Origin of the sequence: Aequorivita antarctica (genome assembly GCF_007997155.1) — a bacterium.
GTDB classification, from domain to species: Bacteria; Bacteroidota; Bacteroidia; order Flavobacteriales; family Flavobacteriaceae; genus Aequorivita; species Aequorivita antarctica.
This window is the reverse complement of sequence record NZ_VORT01000008.1, coordinates 165,168-182,961: the sequence shown is the minus strand read 5'-3', so window position 1 is coordinate 182,961 and position 17,794 is coordinate 165,168. Positions and strand designations below refer to the sequence as shown.

Annotated in this window: 21 protein-coding genes; 13 read left to right on the top strand and 8 right to left on the bottom strand. The window is 36.1% G+C overall.

Annotation, left to right across the window (positions count from 1 at the left end):
- Positions 1-58 precede the first annotated feature (58 nt).
- Positions 59-559, top strand: a complete 501-nt coding sequence (gene parS / locus ESU54_RS12335) for a type II RES/Xre toxin-antitoxin system antitoxin (protein WP_111845724.1) — start codon at positions 59-61, stop codon at positions 557-559.
- A 2-nt stretch (positions 560-561) separates the two neighbouring features.
- Positions 562-1,020 (top strand): RES family NAD+ phosphorylase, encoded by a 459-nt coding sequence (locus tag ESU54_RS12330; RefSeq protein WP_111845723.1) that lies wholly within the window; start codon positions 562-564, stop codon positions 1,018-1,020.
- A 99-nt stretch (positions 1,021-1,119) separates the two neighbouring features.
- On the opposite strand, the gene ESU54_RS12325 is transcribed toward ESU54_RS12330, so the two are convergent.
- Entirely contained in the window at positions 1,120-1,515 is a 396-nt protein-coding gene (locus ESU54_RS12325) for a hypothetical protein (protein ID WP_111845757.1), read from the bottom strand.
- Positions 1,516-1,632: 117 nt separating this feature from the next.
- Between ESU54_RS12325 and ESU54_RS12320 the strand changes: the two genes are divergently transcribed.
- Both ESU54_RS12320 and ESU54_RS12315 read left to right on the top strand, forming a co-directional pair.
- A complete protein-coding gene (locus tag ESU54_RS12320; RefSeq protein ID WP_111845722.1) occupies positions 1,633-2,076 on the top strand; it encodes an Lrp/AsnC family transcriptional regulator in 444 nt (147 codons plus the stop codon).
- Positions 2,077-2,178: 102 nt separating this feature from the next.
- Entirely contained in the window at positions 2,179-2,382 is a 204-nt protein-coding gene (locus ESU54_RS12315) for a DUF1328 domain-containing protein (RefSeq protein ID WP_111845721.1), read from the top strand.
- Between the two features lies 1 nt (position 2,383).
- Here the strand turns inward: ESU54_RS12315 and ESU54_RS12310 are convergent, their stop codons facing one another.
- Positions 2,384-3,607: an MDR family MFS transporter gene (locus ESU54_RS12310; RefSeq protein ID WP_111845720.1), complete on the bottom strand. Its 1,224-nt coding sequence runs from the start codon at positions 3,605-3,607 to the stop codon at positions 2,384-2,386.
- Positions 3,608-3,827: 220 nt separating this feature from the next.
- Entirely contained in the window at positions 3,828-4,541 is a 714-nt protein-coding gene (locus ESU54_RS12305) for a hypothetical protein (RefSeq protein ID WP_111845719.1), read from the bottom strand.
- 75 nt (positions 4,542-4,616) lie between these two features.
- Here ESU54_RS12305 and ESU54_RS12300 point away from each other — a divergent pair, with 75 nt between their 5' ends.
- Positions 4,617-5,222, top strand: a complete 606-nt coding sequence (locus ESU54_RS12300) for a DUF1684 domain-containing protein (RefSeq protein ID WP_111845718.1) — start codon at positions 4,617-4,619, stop codon at positions 5,220-5,222.
- Here the strand turns inward: ESU54_RS12300 and crcB are convergent.
- Complete coding sequence (crcB, locus tag ESU54_RS12295; RefSeq protein WP_111845717.1) at positions 5,219-5,590, bottom strand: fluoride efflux transporter CrcB; 372 nt, start codon at positions 5,588-5,590, stop codon at positions 5,219-5,221. The genes ESU54_RS12300 and crcB overlap by 4 nt on opposite strands.
- The gene (locus tag ESU54_RS12290) at positions 5,591-6,646 is read right to left on the bottom strand and encodes an SRPBCC family protein (protein WP_111845716.1); all 1,056 of its coding nucleotides are present in this window, start codon (positions 6,644-6,646) and stop codon (positions 5,591-5,593) included. It abuts the gene before it with no gap.
- 151 nt (positions 6,647-6,797) lie between these two features.
- Between ESU54_RS12290 and ESU54_RS12285 the strand changes: the two genes are divergently transcribed.
- Positions 6,798-8,837: a dipeptidyl-peptidase 3 family protein gene (locus tag ESU54_RS12285; protein WP_111845715.1), complete on the top strand. Its 2,040-nt coding sequence runs from the start codon at positions 6,798-6,800 to the stop codon at positions 8,835-8,837.
- Between the two features lie 77 nt (positions 8,838-8,914).
- Here the strand turns inward: ESU54_RS12285 and ESU54_RS12280 are convergent, their stop codons facing one another.
- Positions 8,915-9,628, bottom strand: coding sequence for a hypothetical protein (locus tag ESU54_RS12280; RefSeq protein ID WP_146744047.1), 714 nt, complete (start codon positions 9,626-9,628; stop codon positions 8,915-8,917).
- 469 nt (positions 9,629-10,097) lie between these two features.
- Here ESU54_RS12280 and ESU54_RS12270 point away from each other — a divergent pair, with 469 nt between their 5' ends.
- Positions 10,098-10,484 carry a pyrophosphohydrolase domain-containing protein gene (locus ESU54_RS12270; RefSeq protein ID WP_111844925.1) on the top strand — a complete coding sequence of 129 codons (387 nt, stop codon included), beginning with the start codon at positions 10,098-10,100 and terminating at the stop codon, positions 10,482-10,484.
- Positions 10,485-10,545: 61 nt separating this feature from the next.
- On the opposite strand, the gene ESU54_RS12265 is transcribed toward ESU54_RS12270, so the two are convergent.
- Positions 10,546-11,616 (bottom strand): branched-chain amino acid aminotransferase, encoded by a 1,071-nt coding sequence (locus ESU54_RS12265; protein ID WP_111844926.1) that lies wholly within the window; start codon positions 11,614-11,616, stop codon positions 10,546-10,548.
- A gap of 112 nt (positions 11,617-11,728) precedes the next feature.
- Between ESU54_RS12265 and ESU54_RS12260 the strand changes: the two genes are divergently transcribed.
- The 3 genes from ESU54_RS12260 to ESU54_RS12250 all read left to right on the top strand — a co-directional run bounded on the left by ESU54_RS12260 (position 11,729) and on the right by ESU54_RS12250 (position 14,005).
- Positions 11,729-12,244: a DUF4920 domain-containing protein gene (locus ESU54_RS12260; RefSeq protein ID WP_111844927.1), complete on the top strand. Its 516-nt coding sequence runs from the start codon at positions 11,729-11,731 to the stop codon at positions 12,242-12,244.
- Positions 12,245-12,247: 3 nt separating this feature from the next.
- Entirely contained in the window at positions 12,248-12,916 is a 669-nt protein-coding gene (gene mnmD / locus ESU54_RS12255) for a tRNA (5-methylaminomethyl-2-thiouridine)(34)-methyltransferase MnmD (RefSeq protein ID WP_111844928.1), read from the top strand.
- Positions 12,917-13,096: 180 nt separating this feature from the next.
- Entirely contained in the window at positions 13,097-14,005 is a 909-nt protein-coding gene (locus ESU54_RS12250; RefSeq protein ID WP_111844929.1) for a TIGR01777 family oxidoreductase, read from the top strand.
- Between the two features lie 69 nt (positions 14,006-14,074).
- Here ESU54_RS12250 and ESU54_RS12245 read toward each other — a convergent pair whose 3' ends face one another.
- Entirely contained in the window at positions 14,075-14,728 is a 654-nt protein-coding gene (locus tag ESU54_RS12245) for a YceI family protein (protein ID WP_235004594.1), read from the bottom strand.
- 155 nt (positions 14,729-14,883) lie between these two features.
- On the opposite strand from ESU54_RS12245, the gene ESU54_RS12240 reads away from it, so the two are divergent.
- The 3 genes from ESU54_RS12240 to ESU54_RS12230 all read left to right on the top strand — a co-directional run bounded on the left by ESU54_RS12240 (position 14,884) and on the right by ESU54_RS12230 (position 17,791).
- Positions 14,884-15,435, top strand: coding sequence for a nucleotide exchange factor GrpE (locus ESU54_RS12240; RefSeq protein WP_111845001.1), 552 nt, complete (start codon positions 14,884-14,886; stop codon positions 15,433-15,435).
- A 3-nt stretch (positions 15,436-15,438) separates the two neighbouring features.
- Positions 15,439-16,560 (top strand): molecular chaperone DnaJ, encoded by a 1,122-nt coding sequence (gene dnaJ / locus ESU54_RS12235; protein ID WP_111844930.1) that lies wholly within the window; start codon positions 15,439-15,441, stop codon positions 16,558-16,560.
- A gap of 304 nt (positions 16,561-16,864) precedes the next feature.
- Complete coding sequence (locus ESU54_RS12230; protein WP_111845002.1) at positions 16,865-17,791, top strand: ABC transporter ATP-binding protein; 927 nt, start codon at positions 16,865-16,867, stop codon at positions 17,789-17,791.
- Positions 17,792-17,794 lie beyond the last annotated feature (3 nt).

The following is a 17,794-nucleotide window of genomic DNA, read 5'->3' as shown; positions in this document are numbered from 1 at the left end:
CGTTAAAATTATCTTTTACGCGACAAAAATACATATATTTGCGTCAAATGTCGTGACCATGAAAAAAGATAAAACCCATACCGATGTAAATTTAACTAAAGAACCAGAGGTTTTTTATTTGATTGATAATCCTTTTGATAGAATTGTTGGGGTGCTTGGGGGTATAAGCCAAGTTGGTCAAGTAGTAAATAGTGATATAGACCTTATTACTATAACCAGAAGAGGTTTGCCTAAAAGTGTAGTTTATTCTATTTGTGAAGTGTTGGCTATATCAATGGATAGATTGAGTGATCTTTTACATGTTTCGCATCGTACATTACAGCGTAAGGCAGATGATGATCTTTTAACAGTTTCAAACACAGAGCAGATTTTTGAGATTGCAGATGTCGTTTCAAAAGGGATTGAGGTTTTTGATACGCTTGATAATTTTAGAAATTGGCTACATTCTACACCGTATATTTTTAATGGTCAAAAGCCATTAGATTTTTTAGACACAAGATTTGGCATTCAGTATGTTAAAAATATAATTGGCCGTATTGCTCACGGAATCCCTTCTTAGTTGTGCGTATTTACCGAATTACAAAAACACAGTTTATTAATGATTTGTCTGGTGAAGGAGCCAGGCTATTTGGCGGAAGGTGGAACAAAGTTGGTGATGGTATGTTGTATTTTTCGCAAAATCTTTCTCTAAGTTTGTTGGAAATTATCGTGCATGTGGACTATGCAGCGCTTCCCTTAGATTATTCCTTTTTGGAAGTTGAGATTCCCGATTCAACCATTAAAAAAATTCAATCAATAGATTTTATTGAGCCTAAATGGAGTACTGAAGCAGCGGTGAACCAATTGCAAATGCTGGGTTCTAATTGGCTTAAAAAGAAAGACAGTTTGGCAATGAGCGTGCCTTCAGCCGTAATGTATCAAGAAAATAATATCTTAATAAACCCTTCACATATGGACTTTGAGAAGTTAAAAATTATTAAGATTGGTAAAATGGATTTTGATCCGCGTTTATTGCGCTAATTTTTGAAAGCTATAATTGTTTTCTTCGAGCATTTTTATTGCTATGTTGCTTTACAAATGTGCAATTGAATTTTATAAAAGAAGATAATGGATTCAAAATTAAAGAGTCAGCCCCCATGTATGCTGAAGTTTTCTGAATTTTTTTAGCTCCTTGCGAAGCAAGGGTAAAAAATCCTTCCCATTGCTATTGACTCTTTCCAAACGTTCACAATTTTTATAGAGCAAATTTGAAAGACGCATTACTGAAGCAACATATTTATGCTTCTCCTCAGAAAAAAGCTGGTTTTCTGCTTTGAGTATTTGCGGACCCAATGAAACCGATTGTTGCACTATATCACCAGTGAAATAAATATTTGGGTCTTCCTTTCCATTTCTTTGAAGGTAAGAAAGATCATGGCTCAGATAGCTTGCAATATTTCTGGTCAAAGAGAATATTTCCAAGGATTTTATATAAATAGCGGAATGTGGATTTTTTCCAAATGAATGGGACGACATTTTTCTTTTTTTTAGCATACCAAATTTAATCAGAAGCAATGGCTTTTCACAATCGATTTTAAAGTAAATTGATATATTTGCTTTAAATAATGCCTTAATTTTAATTAAAACTTTAATATGAGTATAGATTCCTTAAATTGGAAAATTCTGAATTGTCTTCAAAAAAATGCCCGTCAGCCTAATACAGAAATAGGGAGGCAAGTGGGGATCAGCTCACCTGCAGTTTCGGAACGGATAAAAAAAATGGAAGATTCTGGGGTTATCAACGGTTACTTTACGGTTGTTTCGCCTTTTGAAGCTGGGTATCAATTTAAGGCTATAATTACACTTCGTGCTTTTATGGGCAAGTTGAAACCTTTTCTTGAAATTGTAAAAACGTATGATGAGGTCTTAAACTGCTACCGTATTACCGGCAACGAAAACATAGTGATGGAAGTGGTGTTAAAAAATCAGAAACATTTGGAAGCCTTCATCGACCAGCTTATTGTTTATGGCGAAACAAAAACACAGATTGTTCTTTCACACGTGGTGAAAAACAATACTTTGAAACCCTTGACATAACTTTATCAGTGTTAAAAATGTGGTAATTGGTTTCTTTTTAAGATAAACCATTGTTCTTTAGAAGTATTTTTAAAAAGAAATTTTATCTAAAATTAACCAGCCATGAAAAATTACACAATCCACTTTTTAATTGTAACGATTCTTTCAGCATTATTGGGTTTTACGGGCTTGGAATATCCCGGAGCAACCGTAGTAAGGCTCATCTGTCTTTTTGCAGGAATTGGACTTATGATTTCATGTTTAGATGCCGTTATTATTAGTCGCAAACAACGAAATGCCAAAAAAAAATCAGAACTGAAGCGTTAGATCAAATATTTTTGGTTTCTGATTTTTTCAATAAGAAATATAGCCAAATAGTCAAAGCAGCAATAAGAAGCAGAAATATAGCGTAAACAATCCATGTGTTGAAGTAGCCATAACTGCTCACCATATTCATACCGCCGTTGTGCCCAATTAAATGGGCAAAGCTGAAACTCATACTATATAATGCCATATAGCTTCCTTTTCTTCCCTTGGGAGCCATTTCTAGAGCAAGCGCGTTTGAAAAAGGGAAGCCAATCATTTCTCCCAAAGTCATTAAAAGCATTCCAATAACCAGAACCCCACTCCAACTTGTAAAATTCAACACCAAGAAGCTGAGTCCCAAAAAGAAAATCCCCCAAAATGTGGCCATAGTCTTTGAAATTTTCTTTCGGTCCAACCATGCTATCAATGGCATTTCAAAAATTACTATGGTAGCACCATTTATAAATAAAAGCCAGCCAATAATATCTTCAGAAAGGAAATGCGCTTTTTCATAATATACGGGCATCACTGAAAAGTATTGAACAAAAGCCAAACTGTTTGCTACCATGATGATGAAAAACAATATAAAAAGTTTGTTCACGTATGGCGGAACTCCTTCTTTAACAGCAACGATTTTTTCAGTAGTAGTTTCTCTTTGTTTTTTCGGTTTTAAAAGAATAAAAACACTTAAAGATGCAAGCATACAGGTTAAACCATCAATCCAAAAAAGCGAAGTGTAATTTATATGCGCAATAATCAACCCTCCAATTAAAGGTCCTATTGAAAAACCTAAATTAATGGCGAGCCGAATCAGTGTGATGCTTCGAGTTGTATTTCCAGGTCGGCTGTAAGTGTCTGCAGCAACAAATATTGCAGGACGACCAGCGTCTGCCATCATTGTTAAAACAAAAATACCAATGCAAAAACCATAAAAGGAGTCTATAAACTGAAGCAAAATAAAACCAACTCCCCCCAAAAATAAACTTGCAAGTATAACCTTATAAAAGCCAATACTATCAGTCAACTTTCCGCCAATAAATGTTCCAACCAAAGAGCCGAGACCAAAACAGGACATTATCCAGCCTACTTGTGGCAACGTGAATCCTTCAACATTTATAAGGTATAATGATAAAAATGGAATTACCATTGCCCCAGCCCGGTTTATAAAGGTCACCAAGGACAATAGCCAAATCTCTCGGGAAAGTCCCCGAAAATTTGCTAAGTAGTTGGTGTATATTTTTTTCATTATTGGTTGGCGATATAAAATTAAAACGTCCCGGTTGATGCCGGGACGTTTTATTATTGAATTAACTTATTGCTATATAATCAATACATACATCGCCGACATTTCTTTCCAGAAATGACCTGGGTTGGTTGACAGTTGTATGTTCTATTTTTCATTTTTTGTTTATTTTAAAAATCAAATGTAGTGAAAATATTTATTGTCCTAAATTATTTTTTCAATACTAATCCAAAACTCTTTTTAATGTCATGCCAAATCTAACCGCTGCTTTGTCATACATATTTCCCATTCTAATAAGGCTTGGTTTTGGATAATCTTCATTTGCTTTTAAAAATTCTTGAAGCCAATTTGTTGACGATATACCACTAGTTCCTAATGGGACCTCTGTGTTAAAAGATAAGTTTCCTATAACATTGAAACCTTCAGCTCTGTCTATATCAATTTTAGAAACAATATTTTCAGGGTTTGAAGTTTCATAAAATGTAACTTTTAAGTTGGCTTTTGCAGGTTGTTTTGCTATTCCCACGTCATAGCCAAAATACATCCAATCAGTTTGTACTTTCATCGTGTAATATGTTGAATTGTCATCTACAACAAATTCTATGGGATAATCATAATCTTTAATACGGTTATTTAAAGCTGTGGCAAAAATTTTAGGATAAATGGAATCTTTGGCATTGAAATACCTCTTTTCCCAATCCAAAGCTTCTTCCGCATTAAGTTTGCTTTCTATTTTTCCTTTTATGTAATTTACAAATCCTGTTTCAGTAAGACTATCAGCATTAAAAAGAACACTTTCATAAGTGAAAACTACATTTATTTTTTTCTGAGATGCTAAAAATGCCATTTCTTTTTTATCCAACTTAATATGCTGGGCAGATAGAAGTTGTGTTCCTAAGGCAATAAAAACAATCAATAGTAGGTATTTGAATTTCATAGAATTTTATTTTAACCAAAAATAGAAATAAATATGAAGTTTGAAATTCTTTTCTATTTTTACTGAAAACTTTATATGAAGTATTTATTACTACTTTCCTTTTTTATGCTCTGCAATGTGATTTCTGCACAGGATGAAGCTATTATTTCTAAAACCGAAGCAGCTCAAATAGAACTGAATGAAGAGTTCAGCAACCCCGAAACGACTATTTTAGATCCAGAGGATTTTAAAAATTTTCACGGTTTGGAATTCTATCCAATCGATGAAAAATTTATTGTTAATGCTAAGCTTGTTCGCACCCCAGATGAAAAACCGTTTTTGATGCCAACAACCACTTCGCGCACTCCAGAATATGTAAAGTATGGTGAGGCACATTTCTCAATAGACGGAAAAGATTTTGTCTTGAATATTTTTAAAAGCACCCAACCTTACGATAAGCCAGGCTATGAAGATTATCTCTTTCTACCTTTTACAGATTTAACCAGTGGCGATGGCTCTTATGGTGGTGGAAGATTTTTGGACCAACGAATTCCAGAAGGAGATACAATAGTTATAGATTTTAACAAAGCTTATAATCCATACTGTGCATATAGTGCAAGGTATTCTTGCCCTATTCCACCAAAGGAAAACGACCTTTTAATTAGAATTGAAGCAGGGGTAAAGGCTTTTGGAAAGCATTAAAATAACTTCACTAACCACATTCCTAGAAAAACCATTGCAAAACCAACTACAAAACTTGCAATGGTATAAAGCGCGAACGACATGAAATCACCACTTTTCAGAAAGACGTGGTTCTCATAAGCAAAGGTGGAAAAAGTAGTAAACCCACCACAAAATCCCGTGGCCAAAAACAAGACCGTATTTTGGGAAAGTGTTTCGTTTTTTAAAGCAAGTCCTAGAATTATTCCAATTAACAAACTACCTATAATGTTGGCTGCAAAAGTACCGTAGGGTATTCCCGTTTCAAAACTGTCCAAATATTTGGAAAGTCCATAACGCAACGTGCTTCCCAAACCACCGCCAATAAAAACCAATGCCAACTGTTTCATTTATAATCCTTCTTCTAAAGGTTCGGGGGTGGTAATTATTGGAATGTAAACCTCTGTCAACCAATTGGCCGGATTGGGAGTTTCTTTAGGATTGGTCATATAAACTTCAAACATTTTGCCTGCCGGATCTATTTGAAGGCTGTTCTTTTCTATGTATTGTCTTCCCTTGGTATATGCTTCGGATAGATGTTTGTAATTTCCTTTAAGTGAAACTTTCACTGCAGAAACAGGCTCCATAAATCCGCAAACAACGGGACTTCCTTCAGGCGTGATCACTTTTTCTTTCACAGGAATCCCTGTGGAAAAGATAACTGTATTGTTTGCATTGTCTATTTCATTGTAAATTGTAAAAGGCTTACCTGCCATATTTAGATTGTTCTTTGTAATGAATTCCATAACCAGGTTCATCATCGGTTCTGTTTTTTCATCAAGCTCACTTTGTTTTGCAACGGAAGTGGTGTACATATAATATCCACCGCCGTATTGGGTAATACCATCCACATTTATGGAATACTGTTTCATGTCTTCTGCCACTTCTAGAGCAATTCCTTCCAATCCTTCTTTGTTCATTTTGTGCATGGATGCATCAAAATCGAAACCACTAAATGAGTAATAAGCTTTGTCAATTAAGGTGTGTTCACCTTTCATTCCCCAAGTTACTTTGGTTCCGCCGTCCACTTCTTCAAAATTCCAATATACTTTTGGATTTCGTTTTCCTGCAGGCGTATTTAGCGTTAAATCTTGCTCAATTTCTTTATTGGGAATTACTTTTGTCGTAGTCATGGACCCACTCATTTGGCCATCCCATGAATAGGAAGCACCCTCGCCTGAAGTTTTTTCGGCATACGTAAAAGTCATTGTGGAGTCTTCTTTTTTCCAAGGCCCCCAATTTTCCCAGCTTTTAAAATCATTCACTTTGTTGAAAACAACTTCTGGCGGCGCTTTAATTACCATGGAATCATGAAGGTCATAAGTTCCTTCTTTCGTCCCAAAATAAATGGCGCTGCCAATAATTATTAGAAGAATAAGGAAAAGTAAGTATTTTATTATTTTCATTTTTTAGCGAGGTGTTGATTGGTGCTGCTAAGATACTGAAATTTCAGTGACAGTGCTTAAAACCAATTTCTTCAGAATTCACAAGCATTTGTGATTTAAATATTGCGAATAATATTTTAGTACATTTGCGGAAATCAAAAATTATTTTAAAATGAAGAACACCTTTTTTATTGCAATGGCAATGTGCGGTTTGTTGTTTTTTTCCTGCAAAGAAAACAAAGATGAAAAGCCTTTAGCCCAAGTGGAAACAGTACAATCCGCAGACTTTGATTATAATTTGGAGTCGTTTGGCGACATAAAAGTTTTGCGTTATCAAATTCCAGGTTGGGAAAAACTTACCCTAAAGGAACAAAAACTGGTGTACTACCTTACTCAAGCTGGATTGGCTGGAAGAGATATTATGTGGGACCAAAACTACCGCTACAACCTTACCATTAGAAAGGCTTTGGAAAACGTTTATACCAACTATAAAGGTGATAAGACTACAGACGATTGGAAAAATTTTGAAACTTACTTGAAAAGAGTTTGGTTCAGCAACGGTATTCACCATCATTATTCTAATGAAAAGTTGAAGCCGGATTTTTCTTCTGACTATTTAAAACAACTTTTGACCGATACCAATACTACTTTGGAAGGCGAAGCTTTTGATGTAATTTTCAACGATAAGGATTCTAAAAAAGTAAACCAAGCTAAAGGGGTTGATAATGTTTTGGAAAGCGCAGTAAACTTTTATGGTCCTGACGTTACAAATAAAGATGTGGAAAACTTCTATTCAAAAAAGAAATCTCCAGACCCTAAAAAGCCACTTTCATTCGGTTTAAACTCAAAATTGGTAAAAGAGAACGGCCAGCTTAAGGAACTTGTATATAAATCGGGTGGTTTATACGGTTCAGCTATTGACAAGATAGTGGAGTGGCTTGAAAAAGCACAAGGTGTTGCCGAAAACAAAGCACAGGGAGATGCACTTGGTCTTTTGATTCAATATTACAAAACAGGAGATCTTCAAACTTGGGATGACTATAACGTAGCTTGGACTGGGGCAACTGAAGGCAATATTGATTATATAAACAGCTTTATTGAAGTTTATAATGACCCATTAGGTTACAGAGGTTCTTACGAAACTGTAATTCAAATAAATGATTTTGATATGTCAGAGAAAATGGCGGTCCTTACTGAAAACGCCCAATGGTTTGAGGATAATTCACCTTTGATGGAGGAACACAAAAAAGACAGTGTAGTAGGGGTAACCTATAAGGTTGTGAATGTTGCAGGCGAAGCAGGCGATTCTTCTCCAAGTACGCCAATTGGAGTAAACCTTCCAAATGCAAACTGGATACGTGCGGCAGTGGGCAGTAAATCTGTTTCACTCGGAAACATTATTGAAGCATACAACAACGCAGGAAGTACAGGAAGGTTGAAAGAATTTGTAAACGATTCTACAGAACTAGAATTGGAAGAAAAATACGGCCAGCTTGCCGATAAACTTCACACCGCACTTCACGAAGTAATTGGTCACGCTTCAGGGCAATTAAATCCAGGTGTGGGCGAAACCAAAGAAACACTTAAAACTTATGCTTCTACTTTGGAAGAAGGTCGTGCAGATTTGGTGGGTCTTTACTATTTGTACAACCCAAAACTACAGGAACTTGGCTTGGTTGATGATTGGAAAAAAGTTGGAATGGCAGCTTATGATGGTTATATCCGCAATGGTTTGATGACGCAATTGATTCGTCTAAACCTTGGAGATAATGTTGAAGAAGCACACATGCGTAACCGCCAATGGGTTTCCGCATGGGTTTTTGAAAAAGGAAAAGCAGATAATGTAATTGAAAAAATTACCCGCGATGGAAAAACCTATTACAACATAAACGATTATGAAAAATTGCACGAGCTTTTCGGTCAATTGCTTCGCGAAACACAACGAATTAAAAGCGAAGGCGATTACGCGGCAGTTGAGAAATTAGTGGAAACCTACGGAGTAAAAGTGGATCAAAATCTTCACAAAGAAATTTTGGAGCGCAATAAGCAGTTTACTTCTGCGCCTTACAGTGGATTTGTAAATCCAGTGCTTGTGCCTAAAATGGGTGCCAATGATGAGATTGAAAGTTTTACAATAGAACAACCAAAAACGTTCGCAGAACAAATGATGTTTTATTCTAAAAATTACAGCAATTTACCAGCAACAAATTAAAATATATTTAATTCAAATAAAAAAGCTCTTTGGATATCCAAAGAGCTTTTTTCTATAAAGAACTATTTAAAAAACATTTAAAGTGTTAACTGGAGTTTAAAGCAACTATTTTGAGTTATTGTTACTGACCCGTTCCAATTATATCCTTGGCAACTTGCGGAATAATTATAATTTCCTGGTGTAAGATCATTAAAGTTCCCCCCAACGCCATCTATAATACAATCTGGATTGCCACTAAAATAATAACCGCTAATTGTGCTAGAACCAACACCATTCATATTTACAGTTATAGGGCCGCAACCATAATCTTGGTTTACCCAAAATTTAACATTTCCTTTCTGGTTGGCTACAATAGGTAAGTTTTCTAGTAAAACCACCAAACATTCTTGTGGATCCAAAACAACATATCCTTCCCTTATTTCAGTTCCACCATTTCCTTCAGCCCTAATTAAATGTGAGCCTGAGTTAAAAATACGTCCAACTGCATTGGGATTTCCACAGCTTAAACCATTAGGAAAGAAGTATGTCAATCTGCCAATATATGTATTGTCAATGTATATGTTGTATTCATTGTTCAAATCTATAACGGAACCAACATCAATTTGGCCCATATCACGGCCACCGTAATAATATTCACAGCTACCATTGTCTGAAACGGCGTTGGAATTATAGTTATAGCTTAAAGGGTCTGTACAACCCGAAACTTCGTCATCCTCTTCTTTGGTACAAGAGGCAGCGATTGATACAATAAGAACTAATAATGGAAGAAATAATTTTGATTTTACGATCATAATTCTAATTTTTTGGTTGATTAACATAGGTTTAAAAATAGACTTAGGTGTCTATAAAAGTTATTGTGTTACCTGCTTTTATTGATAATAATTTTAGGAGGAACAATACTAATATTATAAAGTAAACCTAGCAATACTCATTTAGGAGTATTTCTTAAAGAAGAAAAGATGATTGTTTTTTAAAATGAATCTATGTTGAATATCTAGGAGAAAATTGATAAAAGATTTATAGAATCAATCTTTGAAATATGTTTTTATAGCTATTAAAAAAAAGACGAAAACAATAAACCCCACCAAAACCCAAAGACTCCCTTTATAATATTTTTTGTGAAGTTTTTTATCGCCACGATAGCTGTAAATCATTATAATTATGAAAGCGATAAAAAATAAAATAGCAAAAACCAATTGGCCAGTAGTAAACATAAATTTGTAGTTTTACGAAGCAAATTTACAACCTTAAACTTATAATATGAAGAATAAAATAGCCGCAGTTTCCGAATTTCACAAAGCTTTTGGTCTTGGAATGAAGGAAACTCCCACCGCCAATCTGGGAATAAAGAAAAACCTGTTGCGTTATGAATTGATGCGCGAAGAAAACGAAGAATACCTTGAAGCCGCCAATGATAATGATTTGGTTGAGGTTGCCGACGCTCTTGGCGACATGCTTTACATTCTTTGCGGAACCATAATCGAGCACGGTATGCAGCATAAAATTGAAGAAGTTTTCAACGAAATCCAGCGAAGCAACATGAGCAAACTGGACGAGGACGGAAAACCGATTTACCGTGAAGACGGAAAAGTTTTAAAAGGCCCAAATTATTTTAAGCCGAATATTCAATCAATACTGGAAAAATAAAATTCCAAATTCCAAAAAGTCAAAACCTTTGGAATTTGGAATTTAATTGTTTATTTGGAATTTATTTAACCTCGTATCTCCACCCAAACGGGTCTTCACTGCGATTATACTGAATATCTAATAATTCTTTTTTAAAGCGTGAGGCAAATCCATCCTCTTGCTTGTCAAGTTCGAATGTTTTTTCTTTATAGCTAAAAGCACTCACAGGACTTATTACCGCAGCGGTACCAGCCCCAAATATTTCCTTTAGGCTCCCTTTTTCGGCAGCCTCCACAATTTCTGAAACCAAAACAGGTCTTTCTTCTACCGTAATGTTATCTTTTTTTGCAAGAGCAATTACACTTTTACGTGTAACACCATCCAATATTCTATCGCTAATAGGGGCGGTGAGTAAAGTATCATTTACTCTAAAAAACACATTCATCGTTCCTGCTTCTTCCAAATATTCGTGCTTACTAGCATCGGTCCAGATTACTTGTTGAAATCCTTTTTCACGTGCCAAATTTGTAGGGAAAAATTGTGCGCCATAATTTCCAGCAGCTTTTGCAGCACCTACGCCACCGTTTGCTGAACGGCTGTAATGGTCTGCAATTACCACTTTAACATCGCCTAGGTAATAAGCCTGAGCGGGCGACAACAAAATCATAAATTTATATTCGGTTGATGGTGATGCACCTACTCCAACTTGAGTTGCCATCACAAAAGGGCGAATGTATAAGGAATTGCCAAGACCGGGTTTAACCCAATCTTTGTCCAGTTTTACAAGTTCAATCAACGCTTCAAAGAAAATATCACGCGGAAATTCTGGCATCGCCATTCTTACAGAAGATTTGTTGATTCGCAAAAAATTCTGTTCAGGTCTAAAAAGCCAGACTTTGCCATTTTCATCTTTATAGGCCTTCATTCCTTCAAAAACGGCCTGTCCATAATGAAATACCTTTGCCGCAGGCGAAATGGTAAGTGGCCCATAAGGCTTGATGGTTGGATTTTGCCAGGCACCATCTTTATAATCACATTCAAACATGTGATCGCTAAAAATGCTTCCAAAGGTAAGATTGTCAAAATCTACCTGTCCAATTCGGGAAGATTCAACTTTTTGTACATTAATTTTTTGTGTGGCTGATGTATTCATGAAAAGAATTGTTTATTGCGTAAAAATAGACAAAATTTACCCTATATAAAATTCAAAAAATCATTAAAATTGCAACATTGTATCAATCAATTAATTATTAAACATTTTTGTGATGAAAAAAATTCTGTTCTTATTCGCATTATCATTTGCTATTTTAGGTTGTAAAAACGAAAAATCTGAAGAAACACCTTTGGTTGAAGCCGAAGAAATTGCAATAAACTATCAAACTTTTGGCGACAAAATTTCCGATGAGAACGTTTTGTCGAAATCCGAAATGATGGATAAATACAAAAGTTTAAAACCTGGCGATACCGTAAATGTGAAATTTACAGCAACCGTAAAAGATGTTTGCCAGAAAAAAGGCTGTTGGATGAACCTTGAAATGGGAGAACAAGAAGCGATGGTGAGGTTTAAGGATTATGGTTTCTTTATGCCGAAAGACATTGCCGGACAAGAAATAATCGTAAACGGAAAAGCATACGTTGAGGAAATGAGCGTTGAAGACCAACGCCACTATGCCGAAGACGGAGGGAAATCTGTTGAAGAAATTGCAGCTATCACAGCACCAAAACGCACGCTTGCTTTTGAAGCAGACGGTGTACTTATTCCCGAAGTAGAAAAACAATAATTTTTGAAAAGAACTTTATTAAAAACGGGCGACGGCTCATATACCTTGCATATTGCGGAGTGGGACGAACAATACCACTCCAAGCACGGTGCAATAACGGAAGCACTTCACGTTTTTATAAAGGAAGGCCTTTATCATTGGTCTGCCAAAAATACTGCTACTGAAATTTTCATTATGGAAATTGGTTTTGGCACTGGTCTGAACGCGTTTCTTACTTATTTGGAAGCTGAAAAAAGCAATTTCAAAATTGATTATACCGGAGTGGAAGCTTATCCATTAAGTTTGAGTGAAATTGAAAAACTTAATTACACTTCACTTTTGAATGCTTCCAAAGAAATTTTTTTACAGCTTCACGATGTTACTTGGGAAGAAAAAAAAAATATTTCCGAAAAATTTAGACTTACAAAGCAAAAGAAATTATTTTCAGAAATAAATTCTGAAAATAATTTTCATCTTATATATTTTGATGCCTTTGGAATTAGAGTTCAACCTGAACTTTGGACTGAAGAAATATTTCAAAGAATGTACAATTCCTTGAAACCAAACGGCGTCTTGGTAACCTATGCTGCTAACGGAAATGCTCGTCGTGCAATGCAAGCAGTAGGGTTTTTCGTAGAACGCCTTCCCGGCCCACCTGGAAAAAAAGAAATGTTGAGAGCCACAAAAATTTAATTTTTAATCCTTCTACAAGCTAAGGATAACAAATCCAAAATTGATGAATTAATGCTGAATGAACGATGACTGAATGGATTTCTATTTGCGAAGCAATATAGAAATTTGTACCGAAGCCCAATTCACAATCTTCCGTTAACACCCTTTGCCATTCGCTTTTGAATTTCTAAATTTAATATTATGATGAAGAAAGTGTTGATAACAGGGGCTACAGGTCTAATTGGGAGTGAATTGGTTCGGCAATGTCATCGAGATGGAATTGCTGTTAATTACCTCACAACCAGCAAAGAGAAAATTGAGAATACCGAAAATTATAAAGGATTTTATTGGAATCCGAAAAAAGCTGAGATAGATATAAAAGCTTTTGAGGATGTTACAACAATAATCAACTTGGTTGGTGCAAGCATTTCAAAACGCTGGACTAAACATTATAAAAAGATCATTTTGGAGAGTAGGGTTGAAACCATAAACTTACTGTACGAAACGCTTCAAAAAATTGATTACAACATTGTGCATTTTATCACTGCTAGTGGTGTAAGCATCTATCCAAATTCAAAAACAAGATTATATACCGAAGAAGATACTGAAGTGGACGATACATTTTTGGCCAAAGTTGTGCTCGCATGGGAAGCAGCGGCGGCAAAATTCAAAAATTCGGGTATGGAAGTAAGTAAAGTGCGCACTGGAGTGGTTCTAGACAAAAACGAAGGTGCTTTTCCAAAGTTAGTAAAACCCATTAAACTTGGCGTTGGCGCACCATTGGGGAGCGGGGAGCAGTGGCAATCTTGGATTCATATTCAAGATATTGCCGGAATTTACCTGTTTCTTCTTAAAAACCAATTGGAAGGAAAATACAATGCCGTAGCTCCAAACCCTGTTCAAAATAAAAAAATGATAAAAATGATTGCCTCAAAACTGGACAGTCCGCTTTGGCTGCCTAATATTCCGGATTTTGCACTAAAACTTTTGTTAGGTGAAATGTCCGTTTTAGTCTTGGAAGGACAATTGGTCAGTTCCCAAAAAATTGAGCAGTTGGGTTACAAGTTTAAATTTTATAATCTTGAAAATGCGCTTCAGGATTTACTATAAATAAAAAAGAGAGGCAAATTTGCCTCTCTTTTTTGTTTTTTGAGATTTTACTGTCCCAAGATAATTCAATTACGCTTTTGTGGCAACCAAAGAAACTGTAATTTTCATAGTGTCATTGATAAACTTGTCGCCTAAGCTTGGGAATATAGATTTTGAACCGTAGTTAACGTCCCACTTTGTTCTGTCAATTTCAAAAGTTTCACTTTTAAGTAACATTTTGTCGCCTTCCATAGTTACGGTTGCAGGAAATTCAATGGCATTTGTTTTGTCTTTAATGGTCAAGTTTCCTTTAACCACATTGTTTTCAATACCTGTCATTTCAAATTTTGCTGTTGGATATTCTTTTACATTGAAAAAGTCTCCTTCTTTACCCTCAACAGTACCTTTTAAGTGTGCTTCCAGGTTAGCCTTGTCTTCCCCTTCTAGATCCTCATCGTTGATTGAGTTCATATCGATCACAAAGTTTCCAGCTTCTGCCTTTCCTTCGTTAAGGTGGATGGTTCCTGAAGAAAGTTTTATTGTTCCATGGTGCTTGCCAGTTGGTTTTGCACCTTCCCACATAATTTGTGATGCGGCTGTATCTACTGTATATTCAGTTGCCATGTCTGTAGCTTCTGCAGCTACTTCTGTCATAGCTTCAGCTTCTTTTTCAGCGTTTTTGCAAGAAAATGCACCTACTGTAATAAAAGCCATTAAAGTAATTTTCAAAAATGTTGATTTCATAGTTATTGGTTTTTTGTTTCAAGTGGCAAAAATATACTTTATGCCGAGGTTTTCTCTTAAAGTAATATTAAATTAAATGCTGTGACATTTTGACATTTTATAACAAATGGCAGTACTTTTGCACCCTTCTGAAAAAATTGAAAGAAAACGCCATTATGAGCAAAAACGATAAATTCAATGAAAACGACCGAGAAGAAGAGGTAGGTTTCGACGATGTAGAAATAAACAAGCAGGAAATTGCTGAAGAGAACGTAACTGACGCCCTTTCCGAATTACAAAACGAGTTTGAGCGTGAAAAGGACCGCTATCTTCGCCTTTTTGCCGAATTTGAAAACTATAAAAAACGCACCTCCCGCGAACGTATCGAAATGTTCAAAACCGCTGGAGAAGATGTGATTGTTTCCATGTTGCCATTATTGGACGACTTTGAGCGTGCGTTGAAGGAAATTGAGAAAACAGAAGATGTTAAACACTTTAAAGGTGTGGAACTCATAAACAATAAATTACGCGAAACCTTGCGGTCTAAAGGCTTGGAATTAATTGAAGTAAAACCCGGTGATGCTTTTGATGCCGATTCACACGAAGCCATAACCCAAATTCCCGCCCCCAATGCAAAGCTGAAAGGTAAAATCATTGATGTGATTGAGAAAGGATATACTTTGGGCGACAAAATAATCCGCTATCCAAAAGTGGTTATAGGACAATAAAATATGAAGGAAGATTTTTACGAAATTTTAGGTATTTCAAAAAGCGCAACGGCAGCTGAAATAAAAAAAGCTTATCGAAAAAAAGCGTTGCAATATCATCCCGATAAAAACCCGGGTGACCACGAAGCTGAGGCGATGTTCAAAAAGGCTGCGGAAGCATATGAAGTGCTCAGCGACCCTAACAAACGTTCCCGATATGACCAGTTCGGTCACCGTGCCTTTGAAGGTGGTGGCGGTTTTGGCGGCGGTGGCGGTGGCATGAATATGGATGACATATTCAGCCAGTTTGGAGATATTTTTGGAAGTGCTTTCGGCGGTGGTTTTGGCGGCGGCGGTGGCTTCGGCGGTGGCGGCAGAACCATGAAAGGAAGCAACCTCCGTATCCGCGTGCAGCTTTCTTTGGAAGAAATAGCCAACGGTGTTGAGAAAAAAATAAAAGTTAAACGTAAAAAACTTGCTCAGGGTACCACTTACAAAACCTGTTCAACCTGTAATGGTCACGGCCAAGTAACCCGTATCCAAAATACTATTTTGGGTCGCATGCAAACCTCTGCTACTTGTAGTACTTGTGGTGGTTTAGGTCAGATTGTGGATTCAAAACCGGCAAACGCAGATGCCGAAGGAATGTTGGTTAGCGAAGAAACGGTATCTATCAAAATACCTGCAGGTGTTGTTGACGGGATGCAACTTAAAGTTTCTGGAAAAGGAAATGATGCACCGGGCAATGGAATACCCGGAGACCTCTTGGTGGCTATTGAAGAAAAACCTCACGACACCTTGCAACGCGAAGGAGATAACCTGCATTATGATTTATACATAAGCTTTTCCGAAGCTGCCTTAGGTACTTCAAAAGAAATAGAAACAGTTACTGGAAAAGTTCGCATCAAAATTGATAGCGGCGCACAAAGTGGAAAAATATTAAGACTTCGCAATAAAGGAATTCCAAGTATCAATGGCTACGGAACAGGAGATTTACTGGTCCACGTAAATGTTTGGACTCCAAAATCCCTTTCAAAAGAACAAAAGGATTTTTTCGAAAAAATGAGCGATGATGAGCATTTTCAGCCAAAACCTGAGAAAGAAGACAAATCATTTTTTGAAAAAGTGAAAGATATGTTCTCTTAATTAAACGTTAAATTAATTTTTTTACATATATTTGAAATGTCGCTTCGTCTTAGAGGCGATAATTTTTCTTTTTCATAGCAATTTTTTTTCCCACCCAAGAATTTATTTTTTTGGGTGGGTTTTGTTTTAGGGAGTTATTAAACCCCTGTCGCTAAAGGGGAAAATTTCGAGGTATTTTTTTCGCTGTCTTTTTTCTTTCGTCTCTTTTCTTTTGTTTTTTTTGCAAAAGAAATCATAAATCTTGCCCCCTTTAAAGGTTGGACGCTTATCAAATCAATATATTTACATTCTTCAAATAAAATTTATGGAAAAACTTTTAGTGGTCAACAATGTTTCCAAAGTCTATGGTGATTATAAAGCGCTTAACAACGTTTCAATAGAAGTAGAAAAAGGTAGCATCTTTGGGCTATTGGGGCCAAATGGTGCTGGAAAAACAACCCTAATCAGAATTATAAACCAAATAACAATGCCAGATACGGGTTCCGTTATTTTGGATGGCGAACCGCTTCAACCGCATCATATAAAATACATTGGTTACTTGCCCGAAGAACGCGGACTCTACAAAACAATGAAAGTGGGGGAGCAGGCTTTATATTTGGCACAACTAAAAGGGCTTTCTAAACAAGAAGCAAAAGAGCGCCTAAAATATTGGTTTGACCGTTTGCAAATTGGCGATTGGTGGGACAAAAAAATACAGGAGCTTTCCAAAGGGATGGCACAGAAAATTCAGTTTGTTGTAACAGTGCTTCACAAACCTAAATTACTCATTTTTGACGAACCCTTCAGCGGTTTTGACCCTATAAATGCTAATCTCATAAAAGATGAAATATTAAAACTTCGCGATGAAGGCGCAACCGTTATTTTTTCGACACACCGGATGGAATCTGTTGAAGAAATGTGCGACCATATTGCATTAATTCACAAATCCAATAAAATACTGGACGGAAAATTGATAGATATTAAACGTCAATACCGAAGCAATATGTTTGAAATTGGTTTAATAACAACCAACCACGCGGCCATAACGGCTTCCTTGAAGGAAAAATTTGAAGTATTCCCGGCAACATTTAAAAGCATTAATGACGAACTGCAATACAAAGTGAAGGTGCCTGATTCTGTTTCGACGAACGATTTTGTGAATTACTTGACTTCACAGGGACAGTTGACCCATTTTGTGGAAGTAATTCCTTCCGCCAGCGATATTTTTATTGAAACTATCCAAAAAAATTAAAAT